A 15,199-nucleotide genomic window follows, 5' to 3' on the forward strand; every position below is an offset into this window, starting at 1 on the left:
CGACGCTCCCCAGAGAGGCATCGAGGCCCGGCACATAGCCCGGCATCCGTGCGAGGTCAAGGCGCTGTCCGGGCCGATTCCGCAGTTTCAGCAATGTCTTGTCACATACGGTATCAAAATACCGCATCACCGCGGCGGGATCGAATAGGTCCCGACGGCGTGGCACAGGACGTCGTCCGAACCGGCATGGGCTAGGCTGACCTCGCCCACCGCAAGCCGCTTCCCGAGCTTGAGGAGCCGGCAGCGGGCGATGATGTCGCGCTGTTCCGGCTTGCGCAGGAAGTTGAAGGAGAGGTTCGTCGTGACCGCGAGCGACACCGGGCCGGCATTGGCCAGGATCGCGACATAGAGCCCGACATCGCAGAGTTGCATCATGGCCGGTCCCGAGACGGTGCCGCCCGGCCTGAGGTGGCGGTCGGTGACGACGAGCCGGAGGCTCGCGGTCAGGGGACCGACCTCCTCGATGACGTGGTTCGGTCCGTCCGCGTAGAGTTGCGGGAACTCGCGCTCGAGAAGAGCCTCGACCTCGTCGCGCGTCATCAAGGGCAGCTTCGTCACAGGTCTGTTCCGGCTCCGGCCATCCCGGCCTTGCAGCATGACGGGGCGGACCCGACAATAGGCGCGAGACGCACGCGATCTCGCCAGCCAGGCCCCATGAACGCGCAAACCAGCTTCGACATCCCGGTCCTGCTTCGGGAGGACCGTGCGGGCGGCATCGCCGTCTTGACGCTGAACCGGCCGACGAGCCGCAACGCCCTGTCCGAGGCGCTGATCGAGGCCTTGACGGAAGCGTTCGACCGGATCGGATCGGATCCGTCGGTGCGGGCCGTCATCCTCGCGGGATCCGGGCCGGCCTTCTCGGCGGGGCACGACATGAAGGAGATGACGGCCCGGCGCTCGGATCCGGACCGCGGCCGAGCCTATTTCGCCGATCTGCTGGAACGCTGCTCGGCCATGATGCAGCGTGTGGTGCGGCTGCCGCAGCCCGTGATCGCGGCGGTCGAGGGAGTGGCGAGCGCGGCCGGGTGCCAGCTCGTCGCCTCGGCCGATCTCGCCGTCGCCGGCGCGGACGCTCGCTTCGCGACCCCGGGCGTCCATATCGGGCTCTTCTGCTCCACGCCGATGGTCGCGCTCTCCCGCAACGTCGCCCCGAAACACGCGATGGAAATGCTGCTGCTCGGCGAGATGGTGCCGGCCGAGGATGCCGCCCGGATCGGCCTCGTGAACCGCGTCGTCCCCGCTGGCGAGGCGCTCGCGGAGGCGCTGCGGCTCGCGGCCGTGATCGCCTCGAAGTCGCCGCATACGGTCAAGATCGGCAAGGCGGCCTTCTACGAACAGGCGGAGATGAGCCTCGCCGACGCCTACGCGCATGCATCCCAGGTGATGACCGAGAACATGCTGGCGCGCGACGCCGAGGAGGGGATCGGCGCCTTCATCGAAAAGCGGGACCCGGCATGGACGGGATCGTGACCCAGCCCGTCTCGCCGGGACATGAGAGCTACCCGGACGAGGCGATCCGAAGGATCCTGAAGGAGGTGCGGACGATCGCGATCGTCGGCGCCTCCGACAACACGGCCCGGCCGAGCTACATCGTCACCAAATACCTGATCGATCGCGGCTACGACGTGGTCCCGGTGAACCCGCGCCTCGCCGGCCGGACGCTGCTCGGCGCGACGGGATATGCCAGCCTCGCCGAGATCCCCCGCCCGATCGACATGGTCGAGATATTCCGGAGTTCGGCCGACGCGGGCGGCGTCACGGACGAGGCGCTGGCGCTCCGGCCCCTGCCGAAGGTGATCTGGATGCAGCTCTCCGTCCGGGACGATGCGGCGGCCGCGCGGGCCGAGGCCGAGGGCGTCACGGTGATCATGAATCGCTGCCCCAAGATCGAATACGGCCGGCTCTCCGGCGAGATCGGCTGGCAGGGCATCAACTCGCGCATCCTGTCCTCGAAACGCCCTGCCCTCGCCGGCAAGGGCTTTCAGAAGCTCACGATCGACCGCAGGCTCTGATCAGCGCATCGCGGCGGCGTTGAGAATGCCGGCCGCGAGCGAGGCGGCGCCGAGGAAAAGCGCGGCCGACATCTCGCCCGCTGCGATCCGGTGCGGCAGGCGCGGCACGAGGAGGCGGACGAGCCAGTAGACGAGGATCTGGACGAGGATCGCGACGACGCCCCAGATCACCGTGTCCAGCACCTCCCGTGAATAGACGAGCGCGCTCGAGAGCGGCAGCGCGAAGCCGACCAGGCTGAAGCCGAGCGCGAGCGAGGCGGACAGCACGTTCTGGCGAACGAGCGAGAATTGGTTACGCGAGGTCGCGGCCGGGTAGGCGACGAGGTAGAGCACGACGAGGCCGAGCGCCGTCCCGAAATAGATCGCGAAGGTCTGCAGCGCCGAGAGCGCCGCCAACATTTGTCCGTCGGCCATCGGCGTATTTTGCCCCATCCGCAGCCCGATCCGAGCTGGCTTTACCGTTTGGCGTGCTTCGAGGCTCGCCGTTGGCTCGCACCTCAGCATGAGGAGGTTGGAGATGCCACTACCTTCCGCATGCTGACGTGTCCCGGGAAGTGGGGCCTCGACGCACGCACCCAGCCCGGCAACGCAGGACGAACGTCCTGATTCGGACCGTCCGCCGAGCGAGCAGTCGCGCCCCGCCGTCGCGCGTTGCCGGATGAAGGGGGCCCCGACATGGTGACGGCAGCAGATACGGAACCAACCCATCCTGGAGACGATGCGCCGCCTGGCACGCCGGGTACGGGCGAGAATGTCTGCCCGACATGCAAGGGGTCGGGCCGCATCGGCTCCGAGCCGTGCGAAGCCTGCGGCGGAACCGGCGTCGTCATCGAAGGAATTGCCGGGGGCTGATGGGCGAGATCAGGAGACAGGCATGACAGCGGGAAACGAACAGGCCGACCGTGAGATTCGGTGCCGTGGACCTCGATCCCGCCGAGGCGGAGGCCATCGAGCGGAAAATCCGCGAAGTCTGACGAAGCTCAGACGAGCCGGGATTGATCGCGAGCCGCGCCGACGAAGCTCTTGAACAGCGGATGCGGTTCGAAAGGTCGTGACTTCAGCTCCGGATGGAACTGGACGCCGACGAACCAGGGATGGTCCTGCAATTCTACGATCTCCGGCAGGAGACCGTCGGGCGACAGGCCCGAGAAGACGAGCCCCTTCTCTTCGAGCCGGTCGCGATAGGCCATGTTGACCTCGTAACGGTGCCGGTGCCGCTCGGAGATCTCGGTGGCGCCATAGATCTGCGCGATCCGGCTGCCCTGCCGCAGTCGCGCCGGATAGGCGCCGAGCCGCATCGTGCCGCCGAGGTCGCCCTCCTGCATCCGGGTCTCGAGCTCGTTGCCGCGCAGCCATTCCGTCAGAAGGCCGACCACCGGCTCCGGCGAGGGACCGAACTCGGTCGAATTGGCGTCCGGCACGCCGGCGAGCGAGCGCGTCGCCTCGATCACGGCCATCTGCATGCCGAAACAGATGCCGAAATAGGGCACGTTGCGCTCGCGCGCGAAGCGGGCCGCCCGGATCTTGCCCTCGGTTCCGCGCTGGCCGAAACCGCCCGGGACCAGGATACCGTTCACGCCTTCGAGGAAGGGCGACGGGTCCTCGCGCTCGAAGACCTCGCTCTCGATCCACTCCAGATTGACTCGGATCCGGTTCGCGATGCCGCCGTGATGCAGCGCCTCGATGAGCGACTTATAGGCGTCCTTGAGGCCGGTATATTTCCCGACGACCGCGATCGTGACCTCGCCCTCCGGATTGCGCACCCGCTCCATGATCGAGTGCCAGCGCGAGAGGTCCGGCCCCCTCGCGCTCCGGATGCCGAGGATGCGCAGGATCTCGTCGTCGAGACCGGCCTCGTGATAGGCGAGCGGCACGGAGTAGATCGAGGCGACGTCGCGCGCCTCGATCACGGCGCTCTCCCGCACGTTGCAGAAGAGGGCGAGCTTCTTGCGCTCGTCCGGCGGGATGTCGCGGTCGCAGCGGCAGAGCAGGATGTCGGGCTGGATGCCGATCGAGCGCAGCTCCTTCACGGAATGCTGCGTCGGCTTCGTCTTGAGTTCGCCCGCCGACGGGATGAAGGGCAGGAGCGTGAGGTGCACGAAGAGCGCCTGGCCCCGGTCGAGCTCCTGGCCGAGCTGGCGGATGGCCTCGAAGAAGGGCAGTCCCTCGATGTCGCCGACCGTGCCACCGATCTCGACGAGGACGAAGTCGAACCCGTCATTGCCGTCGAGGACAAAGTCCTTGATCGCGTTCGTGACGTGCGGGATCACCTGGATGGTCGCGCCGAGATAATCGCCGCGACGTTCCTTGGTGATGATGTCCTGGTAGATGCGCCCGGTCGTGATGTTGTCCGAGCGCGTGCAGGGCCGGCCCGTGAAACGCTCGTAATGGCCGAGGTCGAGATCGGTCTCGGCCCCGTCATCTGTCACGAAGACCTCGCCGTGCTGGTAGGGACTCATCGTCCCTGGATCGACGTTGAGATAGGGGTCGAGCTTCCTCAGCCGGACCTTGAAGCCGCGCCCCTGGAGGAGCGCGCCGAGCGCCGCCGAGGCCAGACCCTTGCCGAGCGAGGAGACCACGCCGCCGGTGATGAAAACGTACCGCGTCATGGGGTTTTCCGCTTAAGCGGTGAGGCGCGGCTTGGATAGGGTGAAACGGCCGGGCAGGCCCGCTCCGTCCACAGGCGAGCCGGAATGCGACGTCCGACGACGTCGCTTGCGAAGTTAGCGAGTCTGGGGCGGCAGAGGCGCCGTGGGCGCGATCGGGGCCGCCGGCTCCTGCATCCGCTGGATCTCGTCCAACACACCGCCCTGCCCTGTCGTGGCCGGCTGGCCCGGCGCGGCGGGCGTGGTCGTCGTCTTGTTCTGGTCGAAGATCGAACGCGGGGCCTGGCCGCGATGCGCCAGGATGCCGAGCGCGAGGCTCGTCGCGAAGAAGGCCGCCGCCAGGATCGCGGTCGCCCGGGTGAGCGCGTTCGCCTGTCCCCGTCCGGTCAGGAAGCCGCCGACGCCCCCTCCCCCGCCGCCGCCACCGCCACCGAGCCCGAGCCCGCCCTCGGAGCGCTGCAGCAGCACGACCCCGATCAGGGCCATGACGATCAGAAGATGGACGACGATGAGGACGGTTTGCATGGGAAAGCCTGGCGGCACCGGCCGCGTGTTGCGCGTCGCTCTAGCATGCCGGAGATGGCGAATGAAGGGCGGGGCTACTCGGCGGCCAGTCGCTTTGCGAACAGGCCTTCGACCAGTCCTTTCAGATAGGACGGCAGGTCCGAACCGGACAACCGGATGGACACGGACAGCAGTTCGACGCCGACCGGCTGCCCGTCCGCGTCGTAATCCACGATGATGCCGGGTGCGACATCCTCGGTCTCATCGACCGGGTGACCGGTCACGTAGGCGTAGGCCGCATCCGCTTCCGCGTCGAAGGTGTGCCACTCGATCTTCACCGCGGCCTCCGTCTTCCAGCTTCGCGATCCGGGAACAGCGTCACGACGTGACAATCTTCACCGATTTTTCTTACCACGATCCGCAACACGCGACCCATTGCAGGCTCGAAACCGAAACTCGCACCCATGCTGGCTGGTCGGGGTCCGGCCCGGTTCAGTCCGGCGCTCGCTCCAATCGCTCGACTCAGGCCTGGTCGACGCTCCGCTCACGAAGACGACGGAATGCGTGCGCGGAATACGATCTCGTGACGCGCCTCAAGGGCAGCCGTCACGAGGCGAAATATGCCCCCGCGATCCCCATGAAGTCGGTCGCGACCAAGCTAGCCCCGCCGACGAGCGCCCCGTTCACATTCGCGACCGAGAGAAGCTCGCGCGCGTTCGACGGCTTGACCGATCCGCCGTAGAGAATCCGCATCGCGTCGGTCCCGACGATCCCGGCAAGCTCGCCCCGGATCATCGCGTGCATCTCGGCGACATCGGTGACGGTCGGAACGAGGCCGGTCCCGATCGCCCATACGGGTTCGTAGGCCACAACCGTGTTCCCGGCCGATGCATCGTCCGGCAGCGAGCCTCGGACCTGCCCGGCCACCACGTCGAGCGCGCGGCCGCCCTCGCGTTCGGCCCGGGTCTCCCCCACGCAAACGATGGCCGTGAGCCCCGCCCGGTGCGAAGCGGCCGCCTTCGCCTTCACCGCTGCATCCGTCTCGCCATGGTCCGCACGCCGTTCCGAATGACCGACGATGCAATAGGTCGCGCCGGCATCGGCCAGCATCTCGGCCGACACGTCTCCGGTCCGGGCACCGGAGGCATCCGGGTGACAATCCTGGCCGCCCACCGCGAGGGAGGTACCCCGCGCCGCGTCGGCACAGGCCGCGAGGAGCGTTGCGGGCGGGCAGAGCAGGTATTCGACGTCGCCGCCCCGCTCGGACGAGCGCTCCGCGATGTCCCGAAGGACCGCGAGCGAACTCCGCAGCCCGTTCATCTTCCAATTGCCCGCGACCAGCGGCCGCGGCGAGCTGCCTGCCATCCCGTCCTCCCTCGACAGGTCCGGACTAGCAGCCGGTCCGGAAGGCGGCAACGCGGCGCCCGCGGTTTGCGCAGGGGGGCGCCGTTACGCTAGGGCGTCGGCGGGGCGCTCTGGAACACGGTTTCGATGCTGCAAGGAATCAACAGGCTCGGGAAGAGCTGGGTCGGCAAGGTCGTGGTCGCGATCCTGTTCGGCTTCCTGATCGTCTCCTTCGCGGTCTGGGGCATCGGCGACATATTCCGGGGCAACGTGCGGACCCAGGTCGCGACCGTCGGCGGGGTCGACATCACGGCCGAGCAGTTCCGGACGGCCTACCAGACCGAATACCAGAATCTCATCCGGCGGGCGCGGCGCAGCATCACGCCGGAACAGGCGCGCGCGCTCGGGCTCGAACAGCGCGTGCTGGCCCGGCTCGTCTCGGAAGCGGCCTTCGACCAGGATACGCGCCGGCTCGGACTCAGCGTGTCGGACGAGCTCGTCATCCGCACGGTCCAGGCCGATCCCGCCTTCCGGGGCGCGAACGGAGCCTTCGACCGCGGGCTCTTCATCGACATCCTGCGCCAGACGGGGATCAGCGAGGCGCAATTCGTGCGCGAACAGCGTGCCGTCGTGGCGCGCCAGCAGCTCGCGGAGGCCCTGACCGGAGCCTACCGGGTGCCAATCGCGATGCGGGAGGCCGTGCACCGCTTCCAGGCGGAGCGGCGCTCGGCGGAGTATCTGCGGCTCGGCCCGGTGGTGCTGGGCGACATTCCGGCCCCGAATCCGGCCCAGATGCAGAGCTTCTACGACGAGCGCAAGACCTCGTTCCGCGCGCCGGAATACCGCGCCCTCTCCATGCTCCGACTCGACGCCGCGGCGCTTGCCAAGCCCGATGCGGTCTCCGATCAGGATGCCGAGGCCTATTATGCCCGGCTCAAGGATTCCCGCTTCGGCCAGCCCGAGAGGAGGGCCATCCAGCAGATCGTGTTCCCGACCAAGGATGAGGCCGAGACCGCTTCGGCCCGGATCAAGGCCGGCACCTCCTTCGAGGACCTCGCCCAGGAGCGCAGCGTCGACGAGCCGACCCTCAATCTCGGGACGCTCACCCGAGGCGAGATGATCGACCAGGCGGTCGCGACCGCCGCCTTCGCCTTGGCCGAGGGCCAGGTGAGCGACGTGGTCGCGGGCCGGTTCGGCCCTGTCCTCCTCCGCGTCACGAAGGTCGAGGCCGGCAGTGCGAAGCCCTTCGAAGAGGTCAAGGCCGAGGTGAAGACCGAGCTCGCCCGGGAGCGGGCCCGCACCGAGCTGACCGCGGTTCACGACGCGATCGAGGACCAGCGCGCGAGTGCGAAACCGCTGACCGAGATCGCGAAGGAGCGCGGCATCGCGTTGTTGCGCGTGACGGCCGTCGACCGCTCCGGCCGCGACCGGGCCGGGACGGTCGTCGATCTCGGGCCCGAGCGGGACAACGTTCTCACGGCCGCCTTCCGGGCCGATGTCGGCGCCGACATCGAGGCCGTGACCTACCGCGACGGCGGCTATGCCTGGTTCGAGGTGACCGCGATCGAGCCCGCGAAAGACCGGACGCTGGACGAGGTTCGCGACCGCGTGACCGAGGAGTGGCGTGCGAACGAGGTCTCGACCGGCCTCACCGCCAAGGCCCGGAGCCTGACGGAGCGTCTCGACAAGGGCGAGACCATGGCCGCGATCGCGGCCGAGCTCGGCCTCGCGGTCGAGACCGCGACGGACCTCGCCCGCGGCCAGCCCAAGGATGGGCTCGCCCCGCCGGTCGTGACCCGCATCTTCGCGACGCCGGTCGGCAGGGCCGCAAGCGCCACCGGAGACGACACGACCCGCTTCCTGTTCAAGGTGACGGCGGCCACCGTTCCGCCCTTCATCACCTCGACCCAGGAAAGTGCGGCGACCGAGCAGCAGATCCGCTCGCTTGTCGCCGAGGACCTCCTCGCCGAATATGTCGCCGATGCCGAAAAGCGGATCGGCGTGAAGCTCTACCCGTCGAATGTCAGCCGGGCGATCGGGGGCAGCGACCTCTGATCCTCGCCCGTTCGACCTGAACCGGGTCCGCTCGGACGGCCGTTCAGCGCGCGTTTCGGGAAGGCCGCATGGGCGAGGCCCCGGCCGGGTTGCGGCGGAGGGGGGATCGCACGCACGATTGAGCGTTTGTCACGAGACTGCGTTACCCGGATGCCGTCGCAGGTAGAGCCCCCGATGATCGACACGGATTCGACACCTCCCGCCGCGACGGATGCTGCCTTCAGGAGCCGGGTCGTGTTCGCCGGCTTCGTCGTGTTGGCGCTCGTGGCGCTCGCGGCTGCGGCCTGGGCCCTTCGCACGCTCCTCCTCATGACCTTCCTGGCCGTGATCCTCGCGGTGCTCCTGCGAGAGGTCGGCGACATCCTGCACCGGAAGCTGGGCCTCGGGCGTCGCTGGGCGGTGGTCCTGGTGGTGGCCGTGCTGGCGCTCGCGGCGGCCGCCGCCGCGGCTTTCTTGGCCCCGACCCTCGCGGACCAGGCACGGCAGCTCGTGCAGAAGCTGCCAGAGGCGGCGGGCGCTTTCCAGCGTCGCCTCGGCGACCATCCCTGGCTCGAATCCCTCTGGGGCCAGATCTCGTCCGGGCTCAGTCTGCCGGAGCCGAGCGAGGCCATGGGCCATGCCGGCCGCATCCTCGCCGGCATCTCGGGCTCGCTCGGCTATGCGGGCCTCGTCCTCGGGGCGGCGATCTTCCTCGCCCTCGAACCCGACCTCTACCGGCGCGGCTTCGTGCGGCTCGTCCCCGTGCGGCACCGCGCGTTCGCGGACGAACTCCTGGACGAGCTCGAAAGCACGATCGTGTCGTGGCTGGGGGCGCAACTCATCCTCATGGCCTTCATCGGAGCCATGGTCGCGCTCGGCCTCTGGGCCATCGGCGTGCCCTACGCGCTCGTGCTCGGGCTCCTGGCCGGCCTTCTCGAATTCATCCCTTATCTCGGACCGATCCTGTCCGCCGTCCCGGCGATCCTGATCGCGCTCGCGGCCGACACCACCACGGCGCTCTGGACGCTCGGCCTGCTGGTCGGCGTGCAGCAGGTCGAGAACAACGTCCTGCAGCCGATCGTGCAGAAATCGCAGGTCGACATCCCGCCCGTCCTGCTGATCGTGGTGCTGTTCGGGATGGGGACGCTGTTCGGGGTTGCCGGCATCCTGGTCGCCACCCCGCTCCTCGCCGTGGTCATGGTCGTGGTCCGGCGCATTTATATCGAGCGCGTCCTGGAAGGTGGAGCGAAGGCGCCGGGCACGACCGGCGAAGCCCGAAGCGCCGCCTGAGGCGCCCTTCAGGCCGTGCTGGACGCTCGCGCGACCTTCGTCTAGTGCCGGGGCGGCTCACGATCCTCGCGGAGGCTCCATCATGGCGAGCTCGGCCCGCCGGCAAATCGTCTTCGTCAACGCCGCGCATCTCCTCACCCATTACAGCCTGCTGATCCTGCCGACGGCGGTGCTGGTGATGGCCCGGCCCGGCGGCGCCTTCGGGCCCGATTACGGGCCGGTGCTCGCGCTCGCGACCGGCATGTTCGTCCTCTACGGGGTCGCCTCGCTCCCGCAGGGATGGCTCGCCGCCCGAATCGGGCGCCACGCGCTGATGCTGGCCTTCTGTTTCGGCACCGGCCTGTCGTTGATCGCGGCCGGCTTCGCGGCGACCCCCCTCCTCCTCGCGCTGGCACTCGGCTCGGCCGGGCTCTTCGCGGCGATCTATCACCCGATCGGGACCGCGATGCTGGTCGAGGCGGCGGGCGAGCGACCCGGCCGCTCAATCGGCACGAACGGCGTCTTCGGCAATTTCGGCGTCGCCCTTGCGCCGGTCGTCACGGCCTTCCTCGCCCAGCGCTACGGCTGGCAGGTCGCCTTCATGGTGCCCGGCATCGTGTGCATCGGGCTCGGCCTCCTCTGGATTGGGGTGCCGGAATACGACCACGCCGCCCATCCTTCCGCGACGCCCTTCCCGGTGATCCCGGCGCCCCTCGTCCGGCGCGCCGTCGCGACGCTGCTCGCGATCGCGGTCGTCTCGGGCCTCGTCTTCAACGCCTTCACGCTTCTCCTGCCGAAGCTGATGCAGGAGCGGCTCGCCGGCGACGCGAACCTGATCCCGATCGTCGGAATCCTGGCCTTCGCGGTCACGCTGTGCGGCGCCGCGACCCAGTTCACGGTCGGACGGCTCATCGACCGCACGACGCTGAAACGCCTCTTCCTGCCGCTGGCCCTCGTCCTCGCCCCGACCCTCGCCGCGCTCTCCTTCGCGCAGGGCTGGCTGGTCCTGCCGCTAGCCGGGGTCGCGGCCGCGGTGATCTTCGGGCAAGTCACCGTGAACGAGACGATGACCGCCCGCTACGTCGCGCCACCGCTGCGGGCGAAGCTCTATTCGGTGCGCTTCTTCATGGGTTTCCTCGGCAGCGCCGTGGCAGCCCCGCTCATCGGGTTCCTGCACGAACGCACGGGCAGCCTCACCTCGGCGACCCTGGTCCTTGCCGGGGTCGCGACCGTCACCTTCCTGTGCGCCCTCTTCTTCCCGGATCGGCCCGAGGAGCTTCGCCCCGAACTCTGGGCGAAAGCCGATCCCGCGATCGCGCCGGCCGAGTAGAGCGGAAGAGTAGGTCCGAAAGTCCACATCGCCGCTTGTGGAACATTAGCAGAACGGTTACGCCGTTCATGCTTTGTTTCTCACCCGAGTCGTTCGAGCAGGAGCGCGACGATGCTGACCCGCAAGCAGAACGAGTTGCTGCGCTTCATTCACGCGCGCCTCTCCGAATCCGGCGTGCCGCCCTCCTTCGACGAAATGAAGGAGGCGCTCGACCTGAAGTCGAAATCGGGCATCCACCGGCTGATCACCGCTCTCGAGGAGCGCGGCTTCATCAAGCGGCTACCGAACCGGGCGCGGGCGCTCGAAGTCCTGCGCATGCCTGAGACGACCGCCAGGCCGAAATTCAGCCCGAGCGTCGTCGAGGGCAATTTCGGGCGAGCCCGTACGACGCCGGCGGCCGCTCCGGGCGGCGTTCCCGACGGCGGCAAGGCCGTTTCGATCCCGGTCATGGGCCGCATCGCGGCCGGCACGCCGGTCTCCGCCCTGCAGAACCGCTCGCATTCGATCACGCTCTCGCCGGACTTCCTCGCGTCGGGCGAACATTATGCGCTCGAGGTGCGGGGCGATTCGATGATCGATGCCGGCATTCTCGACGGCGACACGGTCGTCATCAAACGCCAGGACGACGCGCTGACCGGCGACATCATCGTCGCGCTGATCGACGACGAGGAGGCGACGCTGAAGCGTTTTCGCCGGCGCGGATCCTCCATCGCGCTCGAAGCCGCGAACCCGGCCTACGAGACGCGCGTGCTCGGCCCCGACCGCGTCCGCATCCAGGGCAAGCTCGTGAGTCTCGTCAGGCGGTACTGACGGCCGAGCGGCGCGCCCGTCCTCCCGGTGCGAGTGCCTCAAGGCTCCGCATCGGCATCCGGGAGGTCCGGCACCGCCTCCTCCGCCGGAGCAGGACGTGAGGCGGGCCTGCCCGGCGGCGGCGAGGCGGATGCGATGGCGGCGGCCGGCCTCGCGGAGGCTTTGCGGGCGAGCCATGGCCGGCTCTCGCCAGGGCGGCGGGTGGTCTCGAGCCGGAACCCCGACGACGTCGCGAACAGGGTCGTCGCTCCGTGTCCGGCCAGGAAGGCGCGGTCGACCAGGGTGGGCGCGGCGCAGTCCGGCGGTGCCTGAAGGTGGGAGAGGACGACGGCGGCACGGCCGCAATCCTCGGCAAAACCGCGCCGGTCGAGGAGATGCGAGACGATCCGGCCGTCCCGCATCTCGATCGTGCAGCCGATCCGGTCACAGCGCGGTCCGGCCTTGAGCGAGGCATCCGCGGCCCGGCGCGCATCGCCATCGGCCTTGAGCCATTGCTCGGCCGTGAAGGCCGGGACCCGCCCCAGGAGCGCGAGCCGGCCGTCCCGGCCCCGGACCGCGGCGCCCGACCCGTCCCGGGCCACGTAGATGTCCGGGCGCGGCGCAGCGGAGGCGAGCGCCACGCCCAGAATGAAGGGAAGGCCCGCGAGAAGCCGGAGCGCCGAACCACAGAGCGTCGCGACGAGCAGCGCGAAGGCCAAGAGCGAGAGCGCGCCCGCCCCGAAGGCCGGCACCACCAGCGTCGAACCGGCGAAACCCGCGACCCATTCCGACAGGCGGAGCACGCCGTCCGTGGCATAGCCCATGGCCGCCCAGATCGGACGGTCAAGGCCGAAGGGGAGCGCGACCACGCCGATCACGGCGGCCGGCATCACGGCGAAGGACACGAGGGGCAGGGTCGCGGCGTTGCCGATCAGCCCGTAGGGTTGGACATTCTGGAAGTGGAAGGTTCCGAACGGCCCGGTCGCGAGCGTCGCGACGAGCGTCGTGCCCAGGATGCCGGCGAGCGTCATGCCGACCCAGAGTGCCGCCCGACGAAGCGGGTCGCCCGCCTCCGCCGCGGGGCGGACCCGACGCGCCGCCTCGGCGAAGGCGATCAGGCCCGCGACCGCCGCGTAGGACATCTGGAAGCTCGGTCCGAGCAGCGCCTCGGGCTCCCGCGTCAGGACGAGGATCGCCGAGATGGCGAGGTTGCGGAGCGACAGCGCCGGCCGGTCGAACAGGATCGCGCCCTGCATGACGAGGATCATGACGAGCGAGCGCTCGGTCGCGACCTCCGAGCCGGAGAAGATGCAATAGGCCGTCGCGCCCGCCATGCCGACGATCGCCGCGATCTTCTTGATCGGCCAGCCAAGCGCCAGCGCCGGCGAGAGCGCCAGGAGCGCGCGCGTCGCGGCGAAGAAGAGGCCTGCGGCCAGCACCATGTGCAGGCCGGAGATCGACACGACATGGTAGATTCCGGCCGCCCGCAGGATGTCGTTCGTGCGTTCGTCGATGAGGCCGCGCTTGCCGGTGACGAGCGCGGCCGAGACGGCGCCGGCCTGCCCGCCGATCGCCTCGACGATCCTGGCCGTGAGCGCGTTCCGGGCCCGGTCGATCAGGGCCGCGCTCCGCAAGGACAGGTCGGGCGCGAACGGGGGCGGCTCGATCCTCACAAGACGGCCCGAGGCCGAGCCGACCGCGCCGATCCCGCGGAAATAGGCGTCGCGGGCGAAGTCGTAGCCGCCCGGGCGCGCCGCTTCCGGCGGCGGCAAGAGCCGGACCGTTCCACCCACGTAATCGCCCGGCGCCAGGCCCGCGACCGCCCGGACCGTCACGCGCACGCTGGACGGGACCTGCCCGCCCTCCCGACGCTCGAGCTTCGCCGTCCGGATCACGAGCCGGCCGCCGCCGGAGGCGCGCTCCTCGACCGTCTCGATGAACCCCTCGAGCCGTCCGACGTGGAGCCGGTCGAGGACCGGAGCAGCCACCATCTCGGTGCGGACGAGCGCGGCCGCGGACCCGAAGAAGACGGCAGTCAGCGCCACGAAGACGATCATGCGGCCGAAGCGGTGGCGGGCGAGATACGCCCCGCAGGCGAAGCCTGCCCCGGCCGCGAGCGGAGGCCAGACCGAAACCGCGCCGTCCGCCGCGAAGGCCAGCACGATCCCGAGCCCGTAGGCGACCGCGATCCAGGGAAAGAGCCTGCGCCGGTCGATCTCCTGCTGGACGAGGTCGGAGAGCTGCGCGGGCAAGGCCGCCAGCGCATTCCGGACGGCCGCATTCCAGCCGCCAGCCCGGATCGCCGGCGCGGTCCCTGCAGCCGCGGCGCCGGCAGCGGAACGCGTCCGGGCCATGCCCTCGCGCCCGCCCCGGTGCCGCTCGCCTGCTGACCGCATCGTACCGACGCCACGCCGCTGTCTTGCGCATGCTAGACGATCGCCGGCCGGAAGCCACCCGTCGCATCGGGATTCGGCCGCGAATCCACGATGGCGCTGCAGCTTCCGCGTGTCCGCCGTGGTTCGGGCCACCGGCGACGAGCTCGGCCAAGACCTCGCTGTCGAGCTCGGCCGATCCCGAAGACCCCGGCTGCGTCACAATCGGGCGACGTTTCCGCGTGAGGCATGGCGGTACTTGGCGGCCACGAGGGAGCCGAACCACGACCGGCGATAGTCTTGGCCCGGCCGGATCGTCACCGCTGCTGGCCTATCCGGGCAGCACGAATGCGGCCGCTCCGCGCGCGCGAACCACAAATTCCAGTTGCGACCGTCCGTTCCGTACACTACCTTGAGTTGTGCCAGTCTTTGGCACAACGGGAGGTAAACATGGCCAACGAGTCATATCCGGAATTCAGCGCCGAATCCGTCAATCAGGCCCTCGAGGCGGCGCGTCGGCACAGCCAGGCCCGCATGGCGCAGGCCGCCAATGCCCAGCCGATGCTGGAAGACGGCAGCCTGAAGCTGGCTGCGCAATGCATCAGCCTCACGGTCCAGAACGGACAGGTCTGCCTCAATCTTCCGCTGGGGCTCGGCAGCGTCTGCCTGCCGATCCCGATCTCTTTCCCGAGCGGGACCGCTGCTCAGGCCTGCCTCGACATCTGCACCAAGTGGGGCATTCCGTGCGGCGTCGAGGTGACCGTCTCCATCGCCGGCCAGCGGATCGTCTCCAAGAATATCGGCTGCAGCTGCTAGCCCGGCGCTCGCGCGCATCGACCTGAGGGTCGGAGCCTGGGCGGCGGCATGGCCGATCCCGGGTCTCCGACCCTCTTGCGCAGGCGGCCACGACGCAACGAACTCACGAGGGAGAACGAGCCG

At 69.4% G+C, this 15,199-nt stretch carries 14 protein-coding genes; 7 read left to right on the forward strand and 7 right to left on the reverse strand.

Annotation, left to right across the window (positions count from 1 at the left end):
* Positions 1-126: 126 nt before the first annotated feature.
* Positions 127-540, reverse strand: a complete 414-nt coding sequence (locus tag ACFE87_RS16035) for a PaaI family thioesterase (protein WP_375460683.1) — start codon at positions 538-540, stop codon at positions 127-129.
* Positions 541-654: 114 nt separating this feature from the next.
* Here ACFE87_RS16035 and ACFE87_RS16040 point away from each other — a divergent pair, with 114 nt between their 5' ends.
* Together ACFE87_RS16040 and ACFE87_RS16045 are read left to right on the forward strand one after the other, a co-directional pair.
* Positions 655-1,470 (forward strand): enoyl-CoA hydratase, encoded by an 816-nt coding sequence (locus tag ACFE87_RS16040; RefSeq protein ID WP_375460655.1) that lies wholly within the window; start codon positions 655-657, stop codon positions 1,468-1,470.
* The gene (locus ACFE87_RS16045) at positions 1,455-2,012 is read left to right on the forward strand and encodes a CoA-binding protein (protein ID WP_375460656.1); all 558 of its coding nucleotides are present in this window, start codon (positions 1,455-1,457) and stop codon (positions 2,010-2,012) included. Before ACFE87_RS16040 ends, ACFE87_RS16045 begins: the two co-directional genes overlap by 16 nt.
* On the opposite strand, the gene ACFE87_RS16050 is transcribed toward ACFE87_RS16045, so the two are convergent.
* The 5 genes from ACFE87_RS16050 to tpiA all read right to left on the reverse strand — a co-directional run bounded on the left by ACFE87_RS16050 (position 2,013) and on the right by tpiA (position 6,487).
* Complete coding sequence (locus ACFE87_RS16050; RefSeq protein ID WP_375460657.1) at positions 2,013-2,426, reverse strand: DUF350 domain-containing protein; 414 nt, start codon at positions 2,424-2,426, stop codon at positions 2,013-2,015.
* Between the two features lie 566 nt (positions 2,427-2,992).
* Complete coding sequence (locus tag ACFE87_RS16055; RefSeq protein WP_375460658.1) at positions 2,993-4,621, reverse strand: CTP synthase; 1,629 nt, start codon at positions 4,619-4,621, stop codon at positions 2,993-2,995.
* Between the two features lie 114 nt (positions 4,622-4,735).
* The gene (secG, locus tag ACFE87_RS16060) at positions 4,736-5,143 is read right to left on the reverse strand and encodes a preprotein translocase subunit SecG (protein WP_375460659.1); all 408 of its coding nucleotides are present in this window, start codon (positions 5,141-5,143) and stop codon (positions 4,736-4,738) included.
* A 74-nt stretch (positions 5,144-5,217) separates the two neighbouring features.
* Positions 5,218-5,460 (reverse strand): DUF2283 domain-containing protein, encoded by a 243-nt coding sequence (locus tag ACFE87_RS16065; protein ID WP_375460660.1) that lies wholly within the window; start codon positions 5,458-5,460, stop codon positions 5,218-5,220.
* Positions 5,461-5,728: 268 nt separating this feature from the next.
* Positions 5,729-6,487, reverse strand: coding sequence for a triose-phosphate isomerase (tpiA, locus tag ACFE87_RS16070; RefSeq protein WP_375460661.1), 759 nt, complete (start codon positions 6,485-6,487; stop codon positions 5,729-5,731).
* Positions 6,488-6,613: 126 nt separating this feature from the next.
* Here tpiA and ACFE87_RS16075 point away from each other — a divergent pair, with 126 nt between their 5' ends.
* The 4 genes from ACFE87_RS16075 (at position 6,614) to lexA (ending at position 11,909) form a co-directional block, all read left to right on the forward strand.
* The gene (locus ACFE87_RS16075) at positions 6,614-8,521 is read left to right on the forward strand and encodes a SurA N-terminal domain-containing protein (RefSeq protein WP_375460662.1); all 1,908 of its coding nucleotides are present in this window, start codon (positions 6,614-6,616) and stop codon (positions 8,519-8,521) included.
* Positions 8,522-8,695: 174 nt separating this feature from the next.
* Positions 8,696-9,790: an AI-2E family transporter gene (locus tag ACFE87_RS16080; protein ID WP_375460663.1), complete on the forward strand. Its 1,095-nt coding sequence runs from the start codon at positions 8,696-8,698 to the stop codon at positions 9,788-9,790.
* Between the two features lie 82 nt (positions 9,791-9,872).
* Entirely contained in the window at positions 9,873-11,099 is a 1,227-nt protein-coding gene (locus tag ACFE87_RS16085; RefSeq protein ID WP_375460664.1) for an MFS transporter, read from the forward strand.
* Positions 11,100-11,210: 111 nt separating this feature from the next.
* Positions 11,211-11,909, forward strand: coding sequence for a transcriptional repressor LexA (lexA, locus tag ACFE87_RS16090; RefSeq protein ID WP_375460665.1), 699 nt, complete (start codon positions 11,211-11,213; stop codon positions 11,907-11,909).
* A gap of 38 nt (positions 11,910-11,947) precedes the next feature.
* Here the strand turns inward: lexA and ACFE87_RS16095 are convergent, their stop codons facing one another.
* Entirely contained in the window at positions 11,948-14,242 is a 2,295-nt protein-coding gene (locus tag ACFE87_RS16095; RefSeq protein WP_375460684.1) for a ComEC/Rec2 family competence protein, read from the reverse strand.
* Positions 14,243-14,710: 468 nt separating this feature from the next.
* Between ACFE87_RS16095 and ACFE87_RS16100 the strand changes: the two genes are divergently transcribed.
* The gene (locus ACFE87_RS16100) at positions 14,711-15,076 is read left to right on the forward strand and encodes a hypothetical protein (protein WP_375460666.1); all 366 of its coding nucleotides are present in this window, start codon (positions 14,711-14,713) and stop codon (positions 15,074-15,076) included.
* The last annotated feature ends 123 nt before the right edge of the window (positions 15,077-15,199 follow it).

Origin of the sequence: uncultured Enterovirga sp., assembly GCF_964242715.1 — a bacterium.
GTDB lineage: Bacteria > Pseudomonadota > Alphaproteobacteria > Rhizobiales > Beijerinckiaceae > Enterovirga.

Bases quoted from the DNA above. Each gene is read 5' to 3' on its own strand.
- ACFE87_RS16035 (WP_375460683.1), bottom strand. From the start codon at position 540: ATGACGCGCGACGAGGTCGAGGCTCTTCTCGAGCGCGAGTTCCCGCAA.
- ACFE87_RS16040 (WP_375460655.1), top strand. From the start codon at position 655: ATGAACGCGCAAACCAGCTTCGACATCCCGGTCCTGCTTCGGGAGGAC.
- ACFE87_RS16045 (WP_375460656.1), top strand. From the start codon at position 1,455: ATGGACGGGATCGTGACCCAGCCCGTCTCGCCGGGACATGAGAGCTAC.
- ACFE87_RS16050 (WP_375460657.1), bottom strand. From the start codon at position 2,426: ATGGCCGACGGACAAATGTTGGCGGCGCTCTCGGCGCTGCAGACCTTC.
- ACFE87_RS16055 (WP_375460658.1), bottom strand. From the start codon at position 4,621: ATGACGCGGTACGTTTTCATCACCGGCGGCGTGGTCTCCTCGCTCGGC.
- secG (WP_375460659.1), bottom strand. From the start codon at position 5,143: ATGCAAACCGTCCTCATCGTCGTCCATCTTCTGATCGTCATGGCCCTG.
- tpiA (WP_375460661.1), bottom strand. From the start codon at position 6,487: ATGGCAGGCAGCTCGCCGCGGCCGCTGGTCGCGGGCAATTGGAAGATG.
- ACFE87_RS16075 (WP_375460662.1), top strand. From the start codon at position 6,614: ATGCTGCAAGGAATCAACAGGCTCGGGAAGAGCTGGGTCGGCAAGGTC.
- ACFE87_RS16080 (WP_375460663.1), top strand. From the start codon at position 8,696: ATGATCGACACGGATTCGACACCTCCCGCCGCGACGGATGCTGCCTTC.
- ACFE87_RS16085 (WP_375460664.1), top strand. From the start codon at position 9,873: ATGGCGAGCTCGGCCCGCCGGCAAATCGTCTTCGTCAACGCCGCGCAT.
- lexA (WP_375460665.1), top strand. From the start codon at position 11,211: ATGCTGACCCGCAAGCAGAACGAGTTGCTGCGCTTCATTCACGCGCGC.
- ACFE87_RS16095 (WP_375460684.1), bottom strand. From the start codon at position 14,242: ATGGCCCGGACGCGTTCCGCTGCCGGCGCCGCGGCTGCAGGGACCGCG.
- ACFE87_RS16100 (WP_375460666.1), top strand. From the start codon at position 14,711: ATGGCCAACGAGTCATATCCGGAATTCAGCGCCGAATCCGTCAATCAG.